Annotated in this window: 15 protein-coding genes and 6 pseudogenes; 10 read left to right on the forward strand and 11 right to left on the reverse strand. The window is 36.7% G+C overall.

The genetic code is table 11. From position 1 onward, the window contains the following. Nucleotides 1-45: 45 nt before the first annotated feature. Both V3224_RS13060 and V3224_RS13065 read right to left on the reverse strand, forming a co-directional pair. Nucleotides 46-198, reverse strand: coding sequence for a hypothetical protein (locus tag V3224_RS13060; RefSeq protein WP_334470980.1), 153 nt, complete (start codon nt 196-198; stop codon nt 46-48). 6 nt (nt 199-204) lie between these two features. Continuing rightward, a complete protein-coding gene (locus V3224_RS13065) occupies nt 205-450 on the reverse strand; it encodes an ATPase RavA domain-containing protein (RefSeq protein ID WP_334472029.1) in 246 nt (81 codons plus the stop codon). Between the two features lie 128 nt (nt 451-578). On the opposite strand from V3224_RS13065, the pseudogene V3224_RS13070 reads away from it, so the two are divergent. The 3 genes and pseudogenes from V3224_RS13070 to V3224_RS13080 form a co-directional block, all read left to right on the forward strand. After that, a pseudogene (locus V3224_RS13070) lies at nt 579-770 on the forward strand (IS256 family transposase); the annotation flags it as partial. 228 nt (nt 771-998) lie between these two features. Further along, a complete protein-coding gene (locus V3224_RS13075; RefSeq protein WP_334470981.1) occupies nt 999-1,871 on the forward strand; it encodes an IS982 family transposase in 873 nt (290 codons plus the stop codon). 380 nt (nt 1,872-2,251) lie between these two features. After that, the gene (locus tag V3224_RS13080) at nt 2,252-2,854 is read left to right on the forward strand and encodes a glycine-rich domain-containing protein (RefSeq protein ID WP_334470982.1); all 603 of its coding nucleotides are present in this window, start codon (nt 2,252-2,254) and stop codon (nt 2,852-2,854) included. Between the two features lie 308 nt (nt 2,855-3,162). On the opposite strand, the pseudogene V3224_RS29975 reads toward V3224_RS13080, so the two are convergent. After that, nucleotides 3,163-3,385 (reverse strand): annotated as a pseudogene (locus V3224_RS29975) (phage tail protein); the annotation flags it as partial. Nucleotides 3,386-3,528: 143 nt separating this feature from the next. Between V3224_RS29975 and V3224_RS13090 the strand changes: the two are divergent. The 4 genes and pseudogenes from V3224_RS13090 to V3224_RS13105 all read left to right on the forward strand — a co-directional run bounded on the left by V3224_RS13090 (nt 3,529) and on the right by V3224_RS13105 (nt 7,179). Then, complete coding sequence (locus V3224_RS13090; protein ID WP_334470983.1) at nt 3,529-4,398, forward strand: HlyD family type I secretion periplasmic adaptor subunit; 870 nt, start codon at nt 3,529-3,531, stop codon at nt 4,396-4,398. Nucleotides 4,399-4,607: 209 nt separating this feature from the next. Beyond that, nucleotides 4,608-4,799, forward strand: coding sequence for a hypothetical protein (locus V3224_RS13095; RefSeq protein WP_442890350.1), 192 nt, complete (start codon nt 4,608-4,610; stop codon nt 4,797-4,799). A 143-nt stretch (nt 4,800-4,942) separates the two neighbouring features. Beyond that, nucleotides 4,943-6,013 (forward strand): annotated as a pseudogene (locus V3224_RS13100) (IS256 family transposase); the annotation flags it as partial. A 191-nt stretch (nt 6,014-6,204) separates the two neighbouring features. Continuing rightward, the gene (locus tag V3224_RS13105) at nt 6,205-7,179 is read left to right on the forward strand and encodes an IS701 family transposase (protein ID WP_334470984.1); all 975 of its coding nucleotides are present in this window, start codon (nt 6,205-6,207) and stop codon (nt 7,177-7,179) included. Here V3224_RS13105 and gdhA read toward each other — a convergent pair. Together gdhA and uspA are read right to left on the reverse strand one after the other, a co-directional pair. After that, a pseudogene (gene gdhA / locus V3224_RS13110) lies at nt 7,176-8,479 on the reverse strand (NADP-specific glutamate dehydrogenase). The gene V3224_RS13105 and the pseudogene gdhA sit on opposite strands and share 4 nt — an antisense overlap. Before the next feature lie 257 nt (nt 8,480-8,736). Beyond that, a complete protein-coding gene (uspA, locus tag V3224_RS13115; RefSeq protein WP_334470985.1) occupies nt 8,737-9,168 on the reverse strand; it encodes a universal stress protein UspA in 432 nt (143 codons plus the stop codon). Nucleotides 9,169-9,578: 410 nt separating this feature from the next. On the opposite strand from uspA, the gene uspB reads away from it, so the two are divergent. Then, the gene (gene uspB / locus V3224_RS13120; RefSeq protein ID WP_032115766.1) at nt 9,579-9,899 is read left to right on the forward strand and encodes a universal stress protein UspB; all 321 of its coding nucleotides are present in this window, start codon (nt 9,579-9,581) and stop codon (nt 9,897-9,899) included. A gap of 119 nt (nt 9,900-10,018) precedes the next feature. Here the strand turns inward: uspB and pitA are convergent, their stop codons facing one another. Then, complete coding sequence (gene pitA, locus V3224_RS13125; RefSeq protein WP_334470986.1) at nt 10,019-11,503, reverse strand: inorganic phosphate transporter PitA; 1,485 nt, start codon at nt 11,501-11,503, stop codon at nt 10,019-10,021. Nucleotides 11,504-11,989: 486 nt separating this feature from the next. Here pitA and V3224_RS13130 point away from each other — a divergent pair, with 486 nt between their 5' ends. After that, nucleotides 11,990-13,183, forward strand: coding sequence for an NAD(P)/FAD-dependent oxidoreductase (locus V3224_RS13130; RefSeq protein WP_334470987.1), 1,194 nt, complete (start codon nt 11,990-11,992; stop codon nt 13,181-13,183). Nucleotides 13,184-13,706: 523 nt separating this feature from the next. On the opposite strand, the gene pckA is transcribed toward V3224_RS13130, so the two are convergent. The 4 genes and pseudogenes from pckA to V3224_RS13155 form a co-directional block, all read right to left on the reverse strand. Next, nucleotides 13,707-15,329, reverse strand: coding sequence for a phosphoenolpyruvate carboxykinase (ATP) (gene pckA, locus V3224_RS13135; RefSeq protein ID WP_334470989.1), 1,623 nt, complete (start codon nt 15,327-15,329; stop codon nt 13,707-13,709). A gap of 197 nt (nt 15,330-15,526) precedes the next feature. After that, on the reverse strand, nt 15,527-16,399 hold the full coding sequence (gene hslO, locus V3224_RS13140; protein ID WP_334472030.1) for an Hsp33 family molecular chaperone HslO: 873 nt from the start codon (nt 16,397-16,399) through the stop codon (nt 15,527-15,529). A gap of 418 nt (nt 16,400-16,817) precedes the next feature. Next, nucleotides 16,818-17,039 (reverse strand): annotated as a pseudogene (locus V3224_RS13150) (S4 domain-containing protein); the annotation flags it as partial. A 15-nt stretch (nt 17,040-17,054) separates the two neighbouring features. Further along, nucleotides 17,055-19,199: an IgaA/UmoB family intracellular growth attenuator gene (locus V3224_RS13155; protein ID WP_334470991.1), complete on the reverse strand. Its 2,145-nt coding sequence runs from the start codon at nt 19,197-19,199 to the stop codon at nt 17,055-17,057. 349 nt (nt 19,200-19,548) lie between these two features. On the opposite strand from V3224_RS13155, the gene nudE reads away from it, so the two are divergent. Continuing rightward, nucleotides 19,549-20,100: an ADP compounds hydrolase NudE gene (gene nudE / locus V3224_RS13160; RefSeq protein WP_334470993.1), complete on the forward strand. Its 552-nt coding sequence runs from the start codon at nt 19,549-19,551 to the stop codon at nt 20,098-20,100. 421 nt (nt 20,101-20,521) lie between these two features. Here nudE and mrcA read toward each other — a convergent pair. Further along, a pseudogene (gene mrcA / locus V3224_RS13165) lies at nt 20,522-20,920 on the reverse strand (peptidoglycan glycosyltransferase/peptidoglycan DD-transpeptidase MrcA); the annotation flags it as partial. Between the last annotated feature and the right edge of the window lie 152 nt (nt 20,921-21,072).

A 21,072-nucleotide genomic window follows, 5' to 3' on the forward strand; every position in this document is an offset into this window, starting at 1 on the left:
TACAATAAGTTATTTTTAATTTATGAGATTTTTTCTATTTATATATTATGCTGAATTAAACTTAAAAATAGAGCGTTTTTTTATTGGTGCGAAACTCGTGACTAATTGAGGTGTGGCCAGTAATGTTAATACAATCTCTTCTATTATCTCCATTTCATTAATGGAGAGTAACATATCAATCGTTGTGAGATTCAACATAGATTATTAGCTCATCATCTGCGTTCTTAATTGAGATAATTTATTTGTTAGAGTTAAAAAACTTTGTTCAATAGTTGCTAGACAATGATTTTCAATAAAAAAACAAGGTTGGTGGTGACTAAATAAAGATTTTTGCTGTTGAATTAAATGATTAAGTTGTTCGAGCTTTTCCAGCCATTTATTATCTAATTTATTTTCATCTATTTTTTCGTATAAATAAAGTGTTGATGGCTTTCTACTTGCATCCAGCACTTGCAATTGATTTTTGCTATTAACTTGTGCTGAAATTAATTGAGCATAACCAATATGAGCCTGTACATAAATTTGTGTAATTGCCTGATTTTGATATGTTCAATCCAGCATCAAATGAAGGTTAATTTATGGACGAAAAACAATTGCAGGCTCTGGCTAATAAATTGGCCAAAAATCTCAAAACCCCTGACGATCTCAGCCAGTTCGATCGTCTGCTGAAGAAAATCAGCGTTGAGGCGACTCTCAACGCCGAAATGTCCCATCATCTGGGCTACGATAAAAATCAGCCCAAACCGGGTGCCAACTCCCGCAACGGCTATTTATAGCGCGGCAAATCATTTGATACCGAAAGGCAAAATATTTGATACGCTCAAAAAACACACAAAGGAAAGTTATTTGATACTAACTGCGGTATCGAGGTAAATATTTTAACCTGAGTTCGGGATAAGAAATAAAGAGAAAGTCTTGATATTCAAATAGTTGAATGAGCCTGTTTTGTTAAAATACTCTAACAGTCTGGTTAAAGAGTAGAGCATTGTTAAACAATTATGGAAAATCTTACTGAACTTTATTGCCTGATGGATGATTTTTGCAAAGACTTCGAGCCAAAAATGCATGAATATTTGCTGACTAACGGTACTAAGCGTCGTAGACGGTCTACTCAGCTTTCGTTGGCGGAAATGATGACACTGGTTGTGTTGTTTCATCAACTCCGATTCAGGCAATTCAAGGTATTTTATCTCTATTATGTCCGCTTATATCTCCGGAAGGAATTTCCTAACTTGCCATCCTATTCACGCTGTGTAGAGTTACTTCCGCGTAGTGCCTTAGCGTTAACGGCACTGTTTGAGTCAATTAAGGGAAAATGCACGGGGCTATCGGTTGCCGATTCTACTCCGATAGCAGTGTGTGATAACTTACGGATCCGCAGGCATAAAGTCTTCAATGGGATAGCTGAACGGGGAAAAAATTCAACAGGTTGGTTCTTTGGTTTCAAGCTTCATATAATTATCAATCATTTGGGGGAAATACTCAGTTTTCGACTCACACCAGGAAACACCGATGATCGGAAACCATTGCCTGAGCTGACAAAGGATCTTTCTGGTTGTTTGTACGCAGATAAAGGGTATTTATCGGCTTCACTGAAACAGCAACTCAAAACGATGGGAATTAACCTTATAACGAATATCAAGAAGAAAATGAAGCCTATTAAACAGACTTGTTTCGACAAAGCCATCTTGCGTCATCGTTCTGTCATTGAAACGGTATTTGATGAGTTAAAAAATCTTTGTCAAATAGAGCATACGCGACATCGCTCTCCGGCTAATTTTGTAGTGAATTTATTAGGCGGACTGGTTGCATATTGTTTAATGCCATCTAAACCAAAGATACCTGTTGCAGGTACGTATCTTCAAGCATAATTGATTATGCTTATCCCGAACTCAGGTTAAGTATTGTGAATGTAGTTAAGCCACTGTAATTGATCTGTTTTGACGATCGATAACACTTTATTGATCGTCTATATCGCTGATGTTTTATGTTATCCGACAAGAGTTCAGTAGTGAGATTTTGCTGTACATAAAACACCCCAAAATGGATTAAAATTTAATCAAAACCTCGATTTTAGCCCTAAATCGGCATTTTGGCTAAAATTTGAACGGTAAATACAGTGTTTTTTGCCGTGCATTTTCCTCATCAAGCCATCATTTAGGCTTATTTTGTCAGGAAACAGGCGAAATCCTTTTTTACAAAAAACCTTGGTTTGTTAGAACCTCGCTTTTCTACCTTTTTTAACGGTGGTGTGTTTGCCGTTCCAGAAAGCATTACGACCGTTTATGTTTCAGGCTGTGGAGCAGGGGGCGGTGGTGGCGGTGGACTTGGCTATCTGAATGGTTATACCTCTGGCGGAGGTGGCGGTGGTGCGGGAAAAACGGTTATACGTGAAGCTGTGAAAGTAACACCAGGTGAACAGATAACCATTACGATAGGTCGTGGTGGCAAAGGCGGTGCAGGAGGAGCGTCGAATAATTCAGGAATAAAAGGCGGAAACGGTGGCCTGACGGCGCTAGGCGATTTACTCACGTTACCCGGAGGTGATGGTGGGCCACCTGGTATAGGAGGAACAAATGGCTACGGTGGTGCCGGTTATCCCTATGGCGAGACGGCTGTTGGCGGCAACTTGAATGCCATGAGCACTTTTTATATGGTAGCGGCTAGCGGCGCATCCTGCGCTTTTGGTGGAGGTGGCCCAGGTGGCCATGTCGGGTCACAAGGAGCGCACCATGCCCGACCTGCTTACGGCTATGGTGCTGGAGGGGGTGGTGGCGGTGGAACACGCATCTCTGGGACGGCTGGCGGTAACGGTAGCGATGGTGCCAATGGTTGGTTAACGATTGAGTGGTAATGAAAAATACCGCGTGCTGCTAAACCGTGTCGATATCAGCAAAACGCTGGATATTGCGTGACCGGAAGCTCCGAAAAGATAAAAACTTTATGCTGCCCTGACAATGTAGTTAAACGCGACATTTCGCGGCCTTGTTTCTGACGCGGTTCTCAAACCAGATTGAAAACTGGCTGAGCAATCAACAGCGAATACGCCGCTGGTTCCAGAACCAATACTGCTGCCGCCTGTTCGACTACCCATTTTGAAAATCCCACTGGTTGGTGATTGACCGACAAACTGAATGCCGGTTATGTTTCCAGTGAAATTTTGAAGGGAATCACCTTGTACGCTTAATATTTTGCGTCCGTTATCCACTTTTCGTCCTGCATCCCAGCCCCGAATAAATTCGCCGCGTAAATCAGGGAGCTTTCCCGACGGGTAAGCCAGCGCTAAAAGTGGATATTGTTTTTTATCAAAGCTCTCACCATTGCATATACGCCAATCTGTCGGAGGCGTTTCAGTAGGCCAAAGAAGAGGAACGCCGACAGGGATTTCTACACGTAATATTTCTGGAGTAACAGCATGAACATCGGTTGCGGTTAGATGCACATCCTGAGTCAGAGTTTTGCCGTTAATTTTACGCTGATTGGGTGTGGCATTTTTAGCCAGATTTATGGTTTTCAACAAACCAACAATTGCTGGAAAACCAATATCAAGTTTTACAATTAGAGTTGGCCAGTATTAAAGAAAAAATAACCGGATTGAACGCTACTTTATATGCCCAACAACAAAAAGCAAAGAGCCAAAAAACGCAACTTACTATGTTATTGCAACAATTAGAAGGATTAAGGGAATTAGAAAAAAACGGCTATATTGCTCGCAATACATTATTAGAAACTGAAAATAAATATACTGAAGTCGATGGTAATTTAGCGCAAACACTTGGTGATATTAGTCGCATCCAACATCAAATATTAGAACAAAAACTGCTTAGCGAAAAACTCCAACAAGAATATCAAAAAGATGTTCATGCCCAACTAGCAGACACACAAACAAAGATTAATCATACCAACAGTCAGCTCGTTAAAGCAAAGTTCATGCTGAATAATTCTCAAATACGTGCCCCAGTTGCTGGCACCATAATTGGTATGTCAATTTTTACTGAAGGCGGCGTAATCGCTGCCGGACAAAAAATGATGGAGATTGTTCCCGATGATCAACCACTATTGGTTGATGCACGGGTTCCGGTACATTTGATTGATCAAGTGAAATTAGGTTTACCGGTAGAGTTACAATTTACTGCATTTAATCAAAGTACGACTCCTAAAGTGGGAGGCAACGTGACGATGATTTCTGCTGATAGGCTACTTAATGAACAGACTGGCGAGCCCTATTATTTATTACAGGTCCAAGTAAATGATGAAAATCGTCAACGCCTAAATCAGTTAACCATCAAACCAGGAATGCCAGTAGAAGTTTTTATTCGTACTGGCGAACGGGCGCTACTAAATTACTTGTTTAAACCTTTAATTGATCGCCTGCATATGAGTCTAAATGAAGATTAATATAACTATAGGTCAGCTGATAGGATAAATAATAATCGACAAATTTTTGCTAACAACATCGCCTGAAAAGGATAGTTGCAGGCGATGTTCAATAAGCAAAATAATATTCAGAATTTTACTAGCATTAAGCGTAATTAGAGCCTGTACATAAATTTGTGTAATTGCCTGATTTTGATATGTTCAATCCAGCATCAAATGAAGGTTAATTTATGGACGAAAAACAATTGCAGGCTCTGGCTAATGAATTGGCCAAAAATCTCAAAACCCCTGACGATCTCAGCCAGTTCGATCGTCTGCTGAAGAAAATCAGCATTGAGGCGACTCTCAACGCCGAAATGTCCCACCATCTGGGCTACGACACGAGTTTCGCACAGGCCTATAAAATTCTAGAAATGGCTTAAAAGTAATGATTAATCTGCAAGTTACTGAAATGCATAAATTCACTTAATTTACAATAAGTTATATTTAATTTATAAGGTTTTATCTATTTACATATTATGCTGAATTAAACTTAAAAATAGAGCGTTTTTTTATTGGTGCGAAACTCGTGTACGATAAAAATCAGCCCAAACCGGGTGCCAACTCCCGCAACGGCTATTCCACAAAGACCGTTACCACCGGCGATGGTCCTCTGGAACTACGCACTCCGCGCGATCGTGACGGTTCTTTCGAACCGCAACTGGTGAAGAAAAACCAGACCCGGATCACCGGGATGGATAACCAGATTTTATCGTTGTACGCCAAAGGGATGACCACCCGCGAGATAGCGGCTGCGTTCAAAGAACTGTATGACGCGGATGTCTCACCGGCGCTGGTCTCGAAGGTCACCGATTCCGTGATGGAGCAGGTTACCGAATGGCAAAATCGCCCACTGGATGCAGTCTATCCTGTTGTTTATCTTGACTGTATCGTCCTGAAGGTCCGGCAGGACAGTCGCGTCATCAATAAATCCGTGTTTCTGGCCCTGGGTATCAACATCGAAGGTCAGAAAGAACTGTTGGGTATGTGGCTGGCCGAAAACGAGGGCGCGAAGTTCTGGCTCAGTGTGCTGACAGAACTAAAAAACCGTGGTCTGAACGATATCCTCATCGCCTGTGTCGACGGTCTGAAAGGCTTTCCGGACGCCATCAACACCGTGTATCCGGAAGCCCGCATTCAGCTGTGCATCGTGCATATGGTGCGTAACAGCCTGCGGTTCGTCTCCTGGAAGGACTACAAAGCCGTCACTCGCGACCTGAAAGCCATCTATCAGGCTTCCACGGAAGAAGCAGGCCAGCAGGCGCTGGAAGCGTTCGCCAGCGCATGGGACAGCCGCTACCCGCAGATAAGCCGGAGCTGGCAGACAAACTGGGCCAACCTGGCGACGTTCTTCGCTTACCCGGCAGACATCCGCAAGGTGATCTACACAACGAAAGCCATAGAGTCGCTGAACAGCGTGATCCGGCATGCCATCAAAAAGCGTAAGGTGTTCCCGACGGATGACGCAGTGAAAAAGGTGGTGTGGCTGGCAATCCAGGCGGCGTCACAGAAATGGACAATGCCGCTGAGGGACTGGCGTATGGCGATGGGCCGCTTTATTATCGAGTTCGGTGACCGCCTGGACGGTCACTACTGAGAAAAGGCATTTACACAGAATCGTGTACAGGGTCTATAATTTGCCCTATCGCTATTGATTTATTACAAGATACCTTGTGCTAACATCGCATCGGCGACTTTAACAAAACCGGCAATATTAGCCACGAGTTTCGCAATCTCCAAAAAAGAAGTATAAATTTAAAAACAAGAAAAAATCAGGGTGTTCATATTTTGTCGGGTTATCCATTTATTAAAGATATCTATAAAACATTCTTACAAGTAAGCAGTTTAAGATACTCTGGTTTAGCGTTATCAGAAGTAAGCCCATCGCCTTTATCTCATGACACTGTTAGCCGATGGCTAAAAAGTAGATGTTTTAGACCTAAAGACCTATGGCGATTAGTTGAACCTTCTATAGACAAAAAAAGCCCTTGCGTACTAATTGCCGATGATACATTGATTGCCAAAACACGTAGTAAAAAAATAGAGATGGTCCATTATCAATATTCAGGTAATGAACATGATGTTATTGCTGGCATAGGTTTAGTTAATTTGCTTTGGCATGATCTGACGAAGGTTGAATCAATTCCTATCGATTATCGTATTTATGATAAAGATTCTGATGGAAAAACAAAAAACACGCACTTTTCCGAAATGCTCACTCTTGCTAAAAAAAGAGGGATCATGCCAGAAGCGGTAGTGATGGATGCTTGGTATTCTAGCCTGGATAACCTGAAATCAATTCGCTCTCATGGTTGGACCTGGGTAACCACGCTGAGGAAAAATAGGATTGTTAACCATAACAAACAACTGAACAAGTTAGACATCTCAGAAGAAGGAACGTCAATACACTTGCGAGGATATGGTTGGGTAACCGTTTTCAAATTTACAGCCAAAAACGGCCGTATTGATTACATAGTAACAAACAAAGAGAATCCCACCCGTCAATACGTCAAATCTATCATGGATGCCCGTTGGTCTGTTGAAGTTTATCATCGAGAAGTTAAACAAAACTGTGGTATTGAACGCTGTCAGGCTCGCACGAGCCGAGCGCAAAGAAATCATATTTTTCTCGCTATTTCTGCGTGGTTTGAACAACATAAACGTCGTATATCTGAAAAAATAACCCTTTATCAACAAAATTGGGACGTAATCAAAAGTGCTATTACTGAGCAAATCCGTGTTTTATTAGCGTACCCAAATTAGTTTTGTGCGAAACTCGTGTTAGCGCCTTTAACATAATTAGTCTGCTTATCTTCTCCACCATATTTCACACAATTCTGGTGAATATCTAACATAATATGTTTCAAGCGGCTATTCACTTTTTCTGCTGTCCAACTCAAATGCGCCGCATTTTGTGCCATTTCCAAACCTGATGTTGCAACTCCTCCGGCATTGGCCGCTTTTCCCGGTCCAAACAGAACACCAGCCTCAATAAACGCTTCAGTAGCTTCAATTGCGGCATATTTGCACCTTCAGCAACCGCTTGAACGCCATTTTTAATTAAAATTTTCGCATCTTCTATATCAAGTTCATTTTGAGTGGCGCAAGGTAAGTCAATATCTACTGGCACCGACCAGGGGTTTTTTCCTTTAAGATAAGTCAAACCAAACTCTTCTGCATATGACTCAACACGACCATATTGATTTTTAATTGCTTCCAATCGTTTAAGTTTTTCGGCTGTAAAGCCTGCTTCATCAACAACGGTTCCATTTGAATCGGAAGCGGTAACAACCTTAGCGCCTAAAGACATACATTTCTCAATAGCATACTGAGCAACATTTCCTGAGCCAGAAACGGATACGCGTTTTCCTTCAAACGCTAAACCATGATGTTTTAACATCGCATCAGTAAAATAGACCAAACCATAACCGGTCGCTTCAGGTCGAATTAAGCTACCACCAAAAGACAAGCCTTTACCGGTAAAAACACAAGAAGTGTTGTTAGACAGCTTCTTCATCATACCTGCCATAAAACCGACTTCACGCCCACCCACGCCAATATCTCCAGCAGGAACATCGGTATAAGGACCTAAATGTCGGAAAAGCTCTGTTATCAATGCCTGACAAAAACGCATAACTTCTACCTGGCTTTTTCCTTTAGGATCAAAATCTGAGCCCCCCTTACCGCCACCCATAGGTAAAGTGGTTAACGCATTTTTAAAAGTTTGTTCAAAGCCGAGAAATTTTAAAATTGATAAATTAACTGAAGGATGAAAACGCATTCCACCTTTAAAAGGGCCAATTGCCGAATTAAATTGTACCCGCCAGGCTCGATTAACTTGAACATTTCCCTTATCATCTACCCAACAAACACAAAACTGAATCACCCTTTCAGGCTCTACTATTCTTTGCAGTAATGCCTGTTCACAATATTGAGGATTATCGCGTAAAAACGGCGCCAGGGAAGTAAAAACTTCACGCACAGCTTGTAAGAATTCAGGTTGATGAGCATAACGTGATGGGATTGGTGTTAGGAATGTCTCTAAAGATAAACCATCTTTCATACAAAATTCCTTAGATTAAAAGATAAATTAAGATATTTTCATACTTATTAACATTTATTTTTGCAGAATGACCTGCTAGGTGTGAATTTACTTATTGAATATATCATTGATTTATCTCTATTTTTAATGAGATTTTTTGTGTCTTAATCACATTTTCTGGCAAAATATAAGTCGATTTAATTTATCGAAAATTAATAAAAAAACACTTGAATAATCAAGTGTTTTTATTGAAAAATTTTATTTACCAATAAATATTATCAATCACTATCTTTTAATGGCACAATTAACATATCAACATGAACAGTATTAATCAGCTGGCGAGCCGAGGACATTAACTTACTCCAGAAATCTTGATGATGACCACAAACAACTAAATCTACCTTGTATTCCTTGATTGCATCAACCAAAACCTGCCCAAGATCACCTCGGCCACTCAATTCTTTTTCAATCTTATAATCAGCTTCTTTGGCTAATTTAGTCAAAGCATGGTGAGTTTCCTTAGTGATACGCTGCTCCATATCACCAAGATTTACATCAATCAAGCAGGTATAAAGATCAGAATAATTTACATCAACATGAATTAAAGAAACTTTTGCATTATAAGGTTTTGCCATGGAGACAGCTTTATCGACTAAAACTTTACTTTCTGGGGATAAATCAACTGTAACAAGAATATGTTTGTAAGCCATATCTAGCTCCTTTCAAACGTAGCTCTTAAAAAAGAACACCTGTTTTTGTGATAAATACTTAGCGGTCAACCCTGATAGTTTAATATCATCTTGAACATAGTTTAATAAAAATTTTACCCATAAATTATGAAAAATAGATACCTTCAGAATAATTAGCATAGACCAAATTAGTTAAATTTTCCATAATTTAGCATAAAAATCATAGTGTTGAAGATATCAATTATTTGTTAAAAAATATACATCATAAAAATTAAACTGATAAAAATAATCCCAATGGGTCATTTTGTGAAGTTGTTAGATTATTCTACAATTAAAATAAACCGGCAACTGATAAGCAAATATCTTCTTTTTCACTTGCTAAAAACAATATCAGTGGCTAAATCTGTATTTTTTGAGGTCATTATCTTAATATGCATGTATGGTTTTGGGCATTATGTATACTTTGCATCATAAATATGATGCGATATTTTTCTTCAATCCGAGTATTACTTTTTATTTTGCGGGAATCTGATCCCTTGCTCTATCAATCTGTTGATGGCAACGGATTCTTTACCGCCCATGGCCAATGGACTAAGCATATAAAACTAATCCGTTATATTAATACTCAACAATACACTAATCATCACGATCCTGAAGTTATTTTACGTTGTGAACGTATTCGCAAACAATTCATGTTAATTAGTGGATTAAGTATTATTGTTTTTATAAGTTTAATATGGAACATTTGGTGATATTAATGGACTCAAGTAATATTTAAATGATATAGATAATATATTATTCAATGAAAAAAAATAGCGATGTCCAAATTAAGCATCACTATTTTTTGTTATATATAGTTTATCTGATATGTCTATATAAATTTTAATGATATCCAATAAAACAAACCAGAAAGTATAATAGAAATAGGTAATGTAAATAACCAAGCCAGTAATATATTTTTAATTGTTTTAGCTTGTACACCACCATCAACAACCATTGTACCGGCTACCGCAGAAGATAAAACTTGTGTTGTTGATACAGGCATACCAGTATAACTTGCAACACCAATGGAAACTGCCGCAGTAACTTGAGCAGAAACACCTTGCGCATAAGTCATACCTTTTTTACCAATTTTTTCACCAATCGTTATAGCAACACGCTGCCAACCAATCATAGTACCGACAGAAAGCGCCAAAGCAACGGCAATAATAATCCAGAGTGGCGCATACTCCACTGTATTAAGCAAATCGTTACTCAAGTTACGCAGAAAACGAGCATCCGAAGAGGACGTCTCTGGTAGTTTAGCTACATCTAATGCTGTATCAGATAAACACATTAATAATCGGCGCATTTGATTACGTTGTTCAGGTTTTAGTGCTGAATAACTTTGAATATCCGTCAACATCAGTGATGTCTGTTTTAGCACAGTAATAGGACGTGAATTATCACAATGGAATTTCTCATCTAAAATTTCCAATTCCGCCTCATGTTGTGACTTATTAACAATATGTTTTACCGCTGACTGATGCTCTTCATAATAATGTTGTAGATGCACTATCGCGTCATGGGTACGAGTTATATCATAACCACTGGCATTCATATTAAGCACAAACCCGGCAGGCGCCACGCCAATTAACACTAGCATAATAAGACCAATACCCTTCTGACCATCATTAGCACCATGAGAAAAACTGACGCCAACGGCAGATAAAATCAATGCAGTACGTGTCCAAAAAGGGGGTTTTCTTTTACCATCTTTCTTCTCTCGCTCAGCTGGTGTTAAATGAATACGACGACGTTTTTTCGTACTACTCCAATAACGGCGTAAAAAGAAAATTAGCAATCCAGCTATAACAAAACCAATAGCAGGAGAAAGGATGAGGGAAAGAAAGATTTCAATAACTTTTGGGATGTTCAATGCATCCACTATAGAGGAGTCTGTCACTAATGCATTGGTTAAACCAACACCAATAATGGCACCTATTAATGTATGTGAACTAGAAGCCGGTAACCCCAAATACCAGGTACCCAAATTCCAAATAATGGCCGCCAATAGCATGGAAAAAACCATTGCCAGGCCATGAGCAGAACTTACATTCAAGAGAAGATCTGTTGGCAACAAATGCACAATAGCATAAGCAACACTCAAGCCACCTAAAATAACGCCAAAAAAGTTAAAAACACCAGCCATAACAACCGCAAATTGAGCTCGCATTGCTCGAGTATAGATAACCGTTGCTACTGCATTTGCGGTATCATGGAAACCATTAATTGCTTCGTAAAATAGCACAAATAATAGCGCTAGTATTAATAACAGACCGGTGTAAAAATCCAAACCAGTAAATAAATGTAGCATAAACCTTAAGCCAATTTGTTGAATATGAACTCAATGCATTATCAGTGACAAACGTTAGCGGTGGAAGCAAAATCTACATCTTTTTTGACTTTAATTGACAAAAAAACAAATAAAACAAAAATATTCTTTACTTTCATTAAGTTAATAAAATAAAGAATATGTAGATTTATAGTGCTTAATAACATTTGTCCACACAAATTTAAATCGTAATAAATATTTTACGCTATTTAATAAAAAACGCGCTATTTGTATTATTCACGAGTTTCGCACAGGCCTATAAAATTCTAGAAATGGCTTAAAAGTAATGATTAATCTGCAAGTTACTAAAATGCATAAATTTACTTAATTTACAATAAGTTATATTTAATTTATAAGGTTTTATCTATTTACATATTATGCTGAATTAAACTTAAAAATAGAGCGTTTTTTTATTGGTGCGAAACTCGTGTTATTAATAAATATCTTTTCAGATAAAAGAGAAATTTTGTGGAAAAATTTGACGTAATCATTATAGGTGCAGGAGCGGCCGGTCTATTTTGTGCAGCCAATGCAGGCCAAAAAGGGTTAAAAGTACTGATATTGGATAGTGGCAAAAAAGCGGGTAGAAAAATTTTAATGTCTGGTGGCGGACGATGCAACTTCACCAATCTTTATATTGATCCTAATGCTTATATATCTACTAATCCCCATTTTTGTAAGTCAGCACTGGCTCGTTTTACCCAATGGGATTTTATTGAGTTAGTACAAAAACATCATATTCCTTATCATGAAAAAACATTAGGTCAACTTTTTTGTGACAATAGCGCACAAGATATTGTCGATTTACTATTAACTGAATGTAAAGTAGCTGGCGTTAGTTTACGCTTGCAAAGCGAAATCGCTCAGATAAAAAAAATAGATAATAAATTTTTAGTGTATGTTAATGAAAAAATTATTAGTTCAAACGCACTAATTGTTGCTAGCGGTGGCCTTTCAATACCTAAATTGGGGGCAACTCCTTTTGGTTATCGTATAGCTGAGCAATTTGGCCATACCATCCAACCGACGCGAGCAGCTTTAGTGCCTTTCACATTACATAAGGAGCTGCTTGACGTTTTACACACACTTTCTGGCATTGCTATTCCAGTAAAAATCAGTTCACAAAATGCCATGACATTCCAAGAAAATCTTCTGTTTACACATAGAGGATTATCAGGCCCAGCTATTTTGCAAATCTCAAGTTACTGGCAACCTGGGGAGCATATAAGTATTAATTTATTTCCCAATATTAATCTTATCGATTGTTTAATCCATGAACAAACCATTCATCCTAATCTGTCGTTAAAAAACTTATTAACAAAATATCTACCTAAACGACTTATCGAGACATTACAAGTATTAAAAAAAATCCCAGATAACTCGTTAAAACAGCTTAATATGAAACAGATAAATACGATTGCGGAAATGCTACACAACTGGCAGATACAACCAAATAGCACAGAAGGTTATCGTACCGCAGAAGTCACTCTTGGAGGCGTTGATACAAATAGTATTTCCTCAAAAACGATGGAATCAGAAAAAGTAGCCGGACTCTACTTTATTGGTGAAGTGGTTGATGTTACTGGTTGGTTAGGCGGATATAACTTTCAATGGGCATGGAGTTCAGCTTGGACGTGTGCTCAACACCTGACAAAATCATAACTATCTCGTTATAGTTAAATTTTTAATATTGTCAGCTAAAGTGATCTAGCCATTTGCTATCAACGATAAAACCAATTGTTTTTAAATTGTGAATTAAATATCATATAAATATATTATAATTATCAATATATTATCACAATGAATGATTTTTTTACATTTATATTAAAAAAATCACTTTACAAATGATAGTGATAACCATTATCATTAAAACACTTTCAGATGAACCTTTCTGGGATCATATGAAAGGACGACATTGCTCACATTGCTTCCAGTGTTTACTTATGCCAGCCTAGCGCTGGCACTTTTTTAACTTTTATCAATTTTTAACAAAATGTTTTAATAGACCTCACTCCTGACTTATATCCTATCCGCTCTAACAGAACCGCAAAACGATAGAGAAAATTTAAGCAAAATTTTGCCATTCCTTTTCAGTTCATGAATATTCACAACTAAATAAAAAGTGCATAGCTTTTATTATATTCTATGCACTTTTTATTTTACTATTGACAACTCTTATTGAAAATTACAGCTCAGGGCCAGCTTTCACAAGTGCTGCCCCAACTGGGGTATCAGTATATTTTTCAAAGTTATTAATAAATCGCTTAGCCAAATCTTTAGCTTTAACTTCCCATTGGCTGTTATCTGTATAAGTATGACGAGGATCCAGAATATTGTTATCAACTCCTGGCAAATTGGTAGGTACAGCTAAATTAAAAATGGGTAAATTTATGGTTTCTGCTTTATCTATATCCCCATTTAAGATCGCATCGATAATTGCACGAGTATCTTTGATCGAAATACGTTTAGCCGTTCCATTCCAACCGGTATTAACCAGATATGCTTTTGCACCAGCCGCTTCCATTCGCTTACCTAATACTTCAGCATATTGAGTAGGATGTAATGTCAGAAAAGCCGCGCCAAAACAGGCTGAAAAAGTTGGCGTTGGTTCAGTTATACCGCGCTCAGTGCCCGCTAATTTAGCGGTAAAACCCGACAAAAAGTGGTACTCAGTTTGTTCAGGCGTCAAACAAGATACCGGCGGCAAAACACCAAATGCATCAGCTGTCAAAAAAATAACTTTTGTCGCATGGCCTGCTTTTGAAATCGGTTTAACAATATTATTAATATGATAAATAGGATAAGAAACGCGGGTATTCTCTGTTTTGGTTCCATCATTAAAATCAACAGAGCCATCAGTCAAAACAGTGACATTTTCTAATAATGCATCGCGTTTGATCGCATGATAAATATCAGGCTCTGCCGCTTCAGACAAATGTATGGTCTTAGCATAACAACCACCTTCAAAATTAAACACACCATCATCATCCCATCCGTTTTCATCATCACCTATTAATTTACGTTTAGGATCGGTCGAAAGAGTTGTTTTTCCGGTGCCAGACAAACCAAAGAAGATAGCCACATCATCTTTTTCACCAACATTAGCGGAGCAATGCATTGACGCAATTCCTTTTAATGGCAGCAAATAATTCATGATCGAAAACAATCCTTTCTTCATTTCACCGCCATACCAAGTACCGCCAATCAGTTGCATACGCTCAGTCAAATTAAACGCCACAAAATTTTCTGAGTTTAAGCCTTGAGCCTGCCAGTTGAGATTAGTACATTTTGCTCCATTCATTACAACAAAATCTGGTTGAAAATCAATCAATTCTTGTTCAGTAGGTCGAATAAACATATTTTTGACAAAATGTGCCTGCCAGGCAACTTCGGTAATAAAACGCACTTTCAAACGGGTATCTGAATTTGCACCGCAAAAAGCGTCAATGATAAATAAACGCTTACCTGAGAATTGGTTAGTCACCAAATCTTTTAATGATTGCCAAACCGCTTCGGTCATCGGTTTGTTATCATTTTTTCCTTTACCTTGATCCGCCCACCAAACAGTATCCTTAGAAACGTTATCACGAACGATATACTTATCCTTTGGTGATCTACCAGTAAAAATACCGGTATCAACCGCTACTGCGCCTAAGTTGGTTTCAATCCCACGTTCATAGCCTTTTAAAGAAGGTTTTGTTTCTTCTGCAAATAGTTGTTCATATCCTGGGTTATAAACGATTTCAGTTACTTGATGAATACCATATCTAGCCATCTCTTCTGGAGTAATCTTTTTTTTTGCACTCATTAATTTATGCTCCTAAATGAATATTAACCTTAATTAGGACATATCATAAATTTTTACTGGAAATTAACAGCGATAAAAATCAATAAATTTCATCTAAACTATTTTCTGAACTAAAAATGCGATCTAGAGCACAATCAACGCTACAGTAAAAAATGTATTTATATCCTTTATTACGGTATAAAATAAGCAATACTGACTCAATGAATTTGCTGTTTTTTAATTCGCTTCAATTCCTCTATATCTTGTTTATTAAACAGATAGACAGCCCGACAAAATTCACATTCAATATCAATTTCACCACGTTCATGCAATATATGCTCAATATCTTCATCAGAAAGAGATAGCAAAATGTTTTCACAACGCTTTTTTGAACAACTGCAATGAAAGGCGACTAGCTGTGGATCATATAATGTCACATCTTCTTCATGATAAAGACGATGAAGAATTTCCTTTGGCTCTAAAGTAAATAGTTCCTCGCCCTTAATCGTAGCGGTTAATTGCACCAGATGATCAAATTGATGCTGACTTTCAATACCAGCAGAGGGCAATACCTGCAATAATATTCCACCAGCAGCAGGCTCACCATTTATTTCACCTGAATGAATGAATAAACGTGTCTGCAACTGTTCTGATTGTTTAAAATAATCATCCAAACATTCCGCTATTGTATTACCTTCCAATGCAACAACACCTTGATAACGCTCACCATTTGTTGGTGTAATTGTGATCACCATATAACCTTGGCCAACCATCTGTTTTAATGATGATTGAGCAGTAACTGAACCTTCAATACGAGCAACACCTCTCATTTGTTGGTGATTATTTCCGTTTATTACCAACATTTTTACCGGGCCATCTCCCTGAATTTGTATGGTAATATCATCTTCAAATTTTAAAGTTGCTGTTAATAAACTAGTGGCAACTAACAATTCACCCAATAATAGATTAACTGCTGACGGATAATCGTGTTGATCGAGTATCTTTTTATAAGTTTCATTGACTGAAACTAGCTCACCACGAACAGCATCATCTTGAAACAAAAAACGGTGTAACTGGTCATGTTTAGAGATATTTTCTCTCATTGCTAAAGTTGTCATCAAAATGACTCATTTAAATTTGTATGCTTAAATTTAATCAGGTTACGTCGTTCTTTCTTATCAGGACGACGTTCTGGGTTTGGCATGGTTAATGAATTAGTTTTACGAGCTAAAGCCAATCTTTCTCTATTAACAATACTGTATTGTGTTTCATGATATAACGCTCTTGCTTCTGATGCGCCCCGTCGCTGATCGCTAATGGCCAATATTTCTATAGTTCACGAGTTTCGCACCAATAAAAAAACGCTCTATTTTTAAGTTTAATTCAGCATAATATATAAATAGAAAAAATCTCATAAATTAAAAATAACTTATTGTAATTTAAGTAAATTTATACGTCTTAGCAAGTTACAGATTAATTATTGTTCTGAAGCGATTTCTAGAATTTTATATGCCGGTGCGAAACTCGTGTAGTTAACTCATCATTTCCTTGTCTTAATTTTATAATGGCATGCTTTTCAACGACTTTACTTGGTTTACTTCGCTGCCCATTATAGTGAACTTTGCCACCCTCAATCATTTTACGAGCAATTGCTCGCGTTTTATAAAAACGTGCAGCCCATAACCATTTATCTAAACGAATAATCAAATCCATATCTGACTGTGTTTTCATACTCTTTTCATTAGGTTAAATATTTTTTTGCTGGTCAGTGGAAGAGACAATATTGAAACAATGCTCATAATATTGCCGAATACTTTTTAATCGCCACTTATTTATACGCTTACGTGTAATAACCAGAATAAGATTTAGTATAAAAGTTGCCATTAAAACCAAGTTTAATAGAAAAGCACTAATATAGCGTAAAAGTAACATAGAACTAGGTTTACTATGTAAAATAATATGACGCGTACCTTTTGCATCGACAAATAATTTAGTAATAATACCTTCTGCTTCAAAAGGAGTATGCATTAAAATATCTGACAATTTTTGCAGCTCTTGCCATTTTTGTAATGGAGAATAAGAATCAACAACAGGAGAGTGGAATGAAACTAAATCTACAAACGGTTTTCCTTCATCACTGATAAGTAATACACCTCTGGTCGGTGGTGTATTCAATAACGCCGCTGCTTTTTCTATTTCTCTATTAATATAAAAAGATGTCGTTTCATTAACCAGTTTTTCCAAAGTTTCTGCCCCACATGGCCGCAATATCACATTGGTACCCGCTAATTTTCCATTTTTAGCTCTGGTAACAAGTACCGACCATTCATAGGTATCACTTAAATTAACTAACGCGCTCTTTAAACGAAAACACTCATTATTAAGTGGGCATAATGAATTTGTTTTTAAGATGATATCAGCGAAATTATCAAGTAAATTCATACCAGATTTCATAATCTCTCGTCGAAGCTGCTGATTAACTTTACGATCCAAATTATTAAAATAAAGCTGCTGTTTAACTGTTGTTGAAAGAGAAAAGACTTTTTCAACTATATCAGATTCAGGTATAGGAGATGGGTTTATATTATTCCAGTAAATACCGGAACAATCAAAAGGAAGAAAATCAAACCTATTTCCTTTTTCTATAAAATCAATAGGTACATAGCACATACCCACACCTTTAACTGCAATATAGTCACCAATCTGTAACGGCATCACTTCCAATTCGGCATAATTTGTTGTCTGTAGATAATTTTCTCCATTAAGCCAATGAAAAATTAATCTCGCGGGTAAATGAACTGGTTCATAGAAATGAAGTAATAACATAAGAAAAAAACTGGTTATCACCAACATTAAATTTTTGCCATATCTTTTATATGGATAACGACGAGCCTCTTCATGTAAAGATAAATAACGTCCTTGACGAACAACGTAACCATTTGCATATATATCAATATTAATAGCCTGATCAATCTCATATTCCAGAAATGGCTCCCAATGAGATGGATAAATAAGATCAATTCCAGCCAATGAAATATTATGTTTTTTACCTTTATCAAACTCGCCAAATAAACCCCATCGTTTAGGCTTACCTACCACACAACGAATATCCTGTTGATATCTCTTACGAAAAATATATGGCCGATAAAGAAGATAAACTCCAATAATAAAAGTTAGCCCGCCAAACAACATTAACCAAGGAAAAAAAATAGTAATAGCGAATAACGAAAGTGCACAAACAATTAGCCCAACACAAATAACACCACCGCCCCACAAACTAAATGATCGATTAAGTTTATACTCTTCCAATGTCTCTTTTCTGACTTTAATAAACTTTACTAACTGCTGACCACTCTCTTGAATAATGGCATTAACTGGTGGAAATGTTATTTCTTTAGTTAAATGAAACTCTTTAAAATTTTGCTTAAAATCACCCAAAAAATGATTATTTACTGAGATAACAAGCGGTAAGGTATCCGTATCAACAACATCCATAACATTTTGAGTTGTTAAGTAAGGTTCTAATTGTCGGGGTAAATGAACTTCTTTAGAATCAATAAAATAGCGCCATAAATTATCTTGATCGTTGATTAAAGAGAAGCGTGTTATTGCATTACCGCCAGTAGAAACCCAGGCATTTCTTTTAGGAAAATCAAATAATTTTCTTATTGTAGCCTCTTTTGTCTTTATTAAGATTTGTTCAGAATTGGTATATTTAAGATAGTCACAAATTATCTGATATTCATCAGACGTAATTTTACGATAATTAGCTTGTATTAAGAAAGGTAATCTATTTATACCATTACCTTTTTTTCCTTTCATAAACAAAAAGAAAATTAATATAAACAAGCAAATAATTAAAATAACCAATATAACAAAAGGTAAGCTCATTTCTTCCCCGATGTAACGAATAATGCCTGTGCAGAATAACAACCCTTTCAATAGCTCTAAATAAGGTAATTCCTATTCTAGTTTTATGTTTTTAATATTAATAACAATGAGTTACGATTTGTCATTATTTATTTTAACAACATAGTCGTTCAATTAATAAGTAATATAATAAAAATATTACTAAAACTCTCTTATTATAATAATCACCTCTGGCTAAATTTATTGATATATTATCACTAAAAAGATAGATTGAATGACAATTGATTTCAGCAAAAAATCAAAAGATTATCTTCGCTCTTAATATAAAAAGTTATAATCTATTCAACAAATTTTGTCCGGGACACAGTATATGAAACAAATCAAAAAACCCAAAATTTTGAATATAAAAAATATTGCTGAATCTAGACTTTTTCGTATCCAATCTGTTGATCTTGAATTTAGTAATGGTGTTAAGCGTCTTTATGAACGAATGCAGCCAACAATAAATGAAGCCGTACTGATCGTTCCTATTATTAATGACGAATTAATTTTAATTCGTGAATATGCTGTTGGTATTGAAGAGTATGAACTAGGTTTTCCTAAAGGAGCTATTGATAAAGGAGAAACTGCCATACAAGCTGCTATAAGAGAATTAAAAGAGGAAATTGGTTATGGCGCAAAGCATGTTGAATTATTAGCAAAACTAACAATATCACCCGCCTATTTTTCCAACAAAATGAATATATTCATTGCACAAAATCTCTATGAAGAAAAACTGGAAGGCGATGAACCAGAGCCATTAGAACAAATTCGTTGGCCAATCGAAAACATGATGCAACTTCTTGATGTTAAAGACTTTAACGAAACAAGAAATATTAGCGCCCTATTTTATGCTCAACGTTATCTCAAAAACATTTGCTAATTTTAATTAAGTCCTAATATTGTTAAATGAAATAGGGTCTATCTAATAACCCTAATTTCAATGACAAAAATTAAAGAATATTTTACTGTTCAAAAGAGTTCTTGGCTATTTCCATCTTCAGAAATAACAATTGTACCTACCTCTCGAATAGCCGCTGTTTCAGGTTCAGTTCCTTCAATAAAATATTCCAAATTTTTACTTACTGAATTATTCGTTGCTAATTTACCTGTTTTGCTATCAATAGTAACACGAGTTTCGCACCAATAAAAAAACGCTCTATTTTTAAGTTTAATTCAGCATAATATGTAAATAGATAAAACCTTATAAATTAAATATAACTTATTGTAAATTAAGTTAATTTATGCATTTCAGTAGCTTGCAGATTAATCATTACTTTTAAGCCATTTCTAGAATTTTATAGGCCTGTGCGAAACTCGTGAGTAATAGAAATAATTCCATCAGGAGGTTCTATGTCATTCTCACGAACTCCATCGAGAACAACTTTCATAAAATCATTCCAGATAGGTTGGGCACTTTTTGCTCCCGCTTCACCACCTGTAATAGTACGCCCTAAACTACGTTTATTATCATCAAAACCTATCCAAGCTGTAGCAACAATATCGGGGCCATAACCAGAAAACCAAGCATCTTTAGAGCTATTAGTCGTTCCTGTCTTTCCGCCAATATCTTTACACTTAAAATCTCTCGCACGCCAGCCTGTCCCCATCCAACCTGGCTCTCCATAAATATTGGTCATCATTGCATTACTAATCAAAAAAGCTAGGGGTGTACTAATAACATGAGGAGCATATTTTTTTGTTCAACCGTTATTGGAATTTCATTATTAATATTACACTAACCTGAGTTCGGGATAAGGAATATAAATTTTTTCATTATATATTCAATTACTTAAATTAAAATTATTACATAAAACAGTGCTAAATTTTGGCTTTTTTCATGATTTTAGCAGAG

The sequence above is a fragment of the Arsenophonus sp. PmNCSU2021_1 genome (assembly GCF_036919435.1).
Lineage (GTDB): Bacteria > Pseudomonadota > Gammaproteobacteria > Enterobacterales > Enterobacteriaceae > Arsenophonus > Arsenophonus nilaparvatae.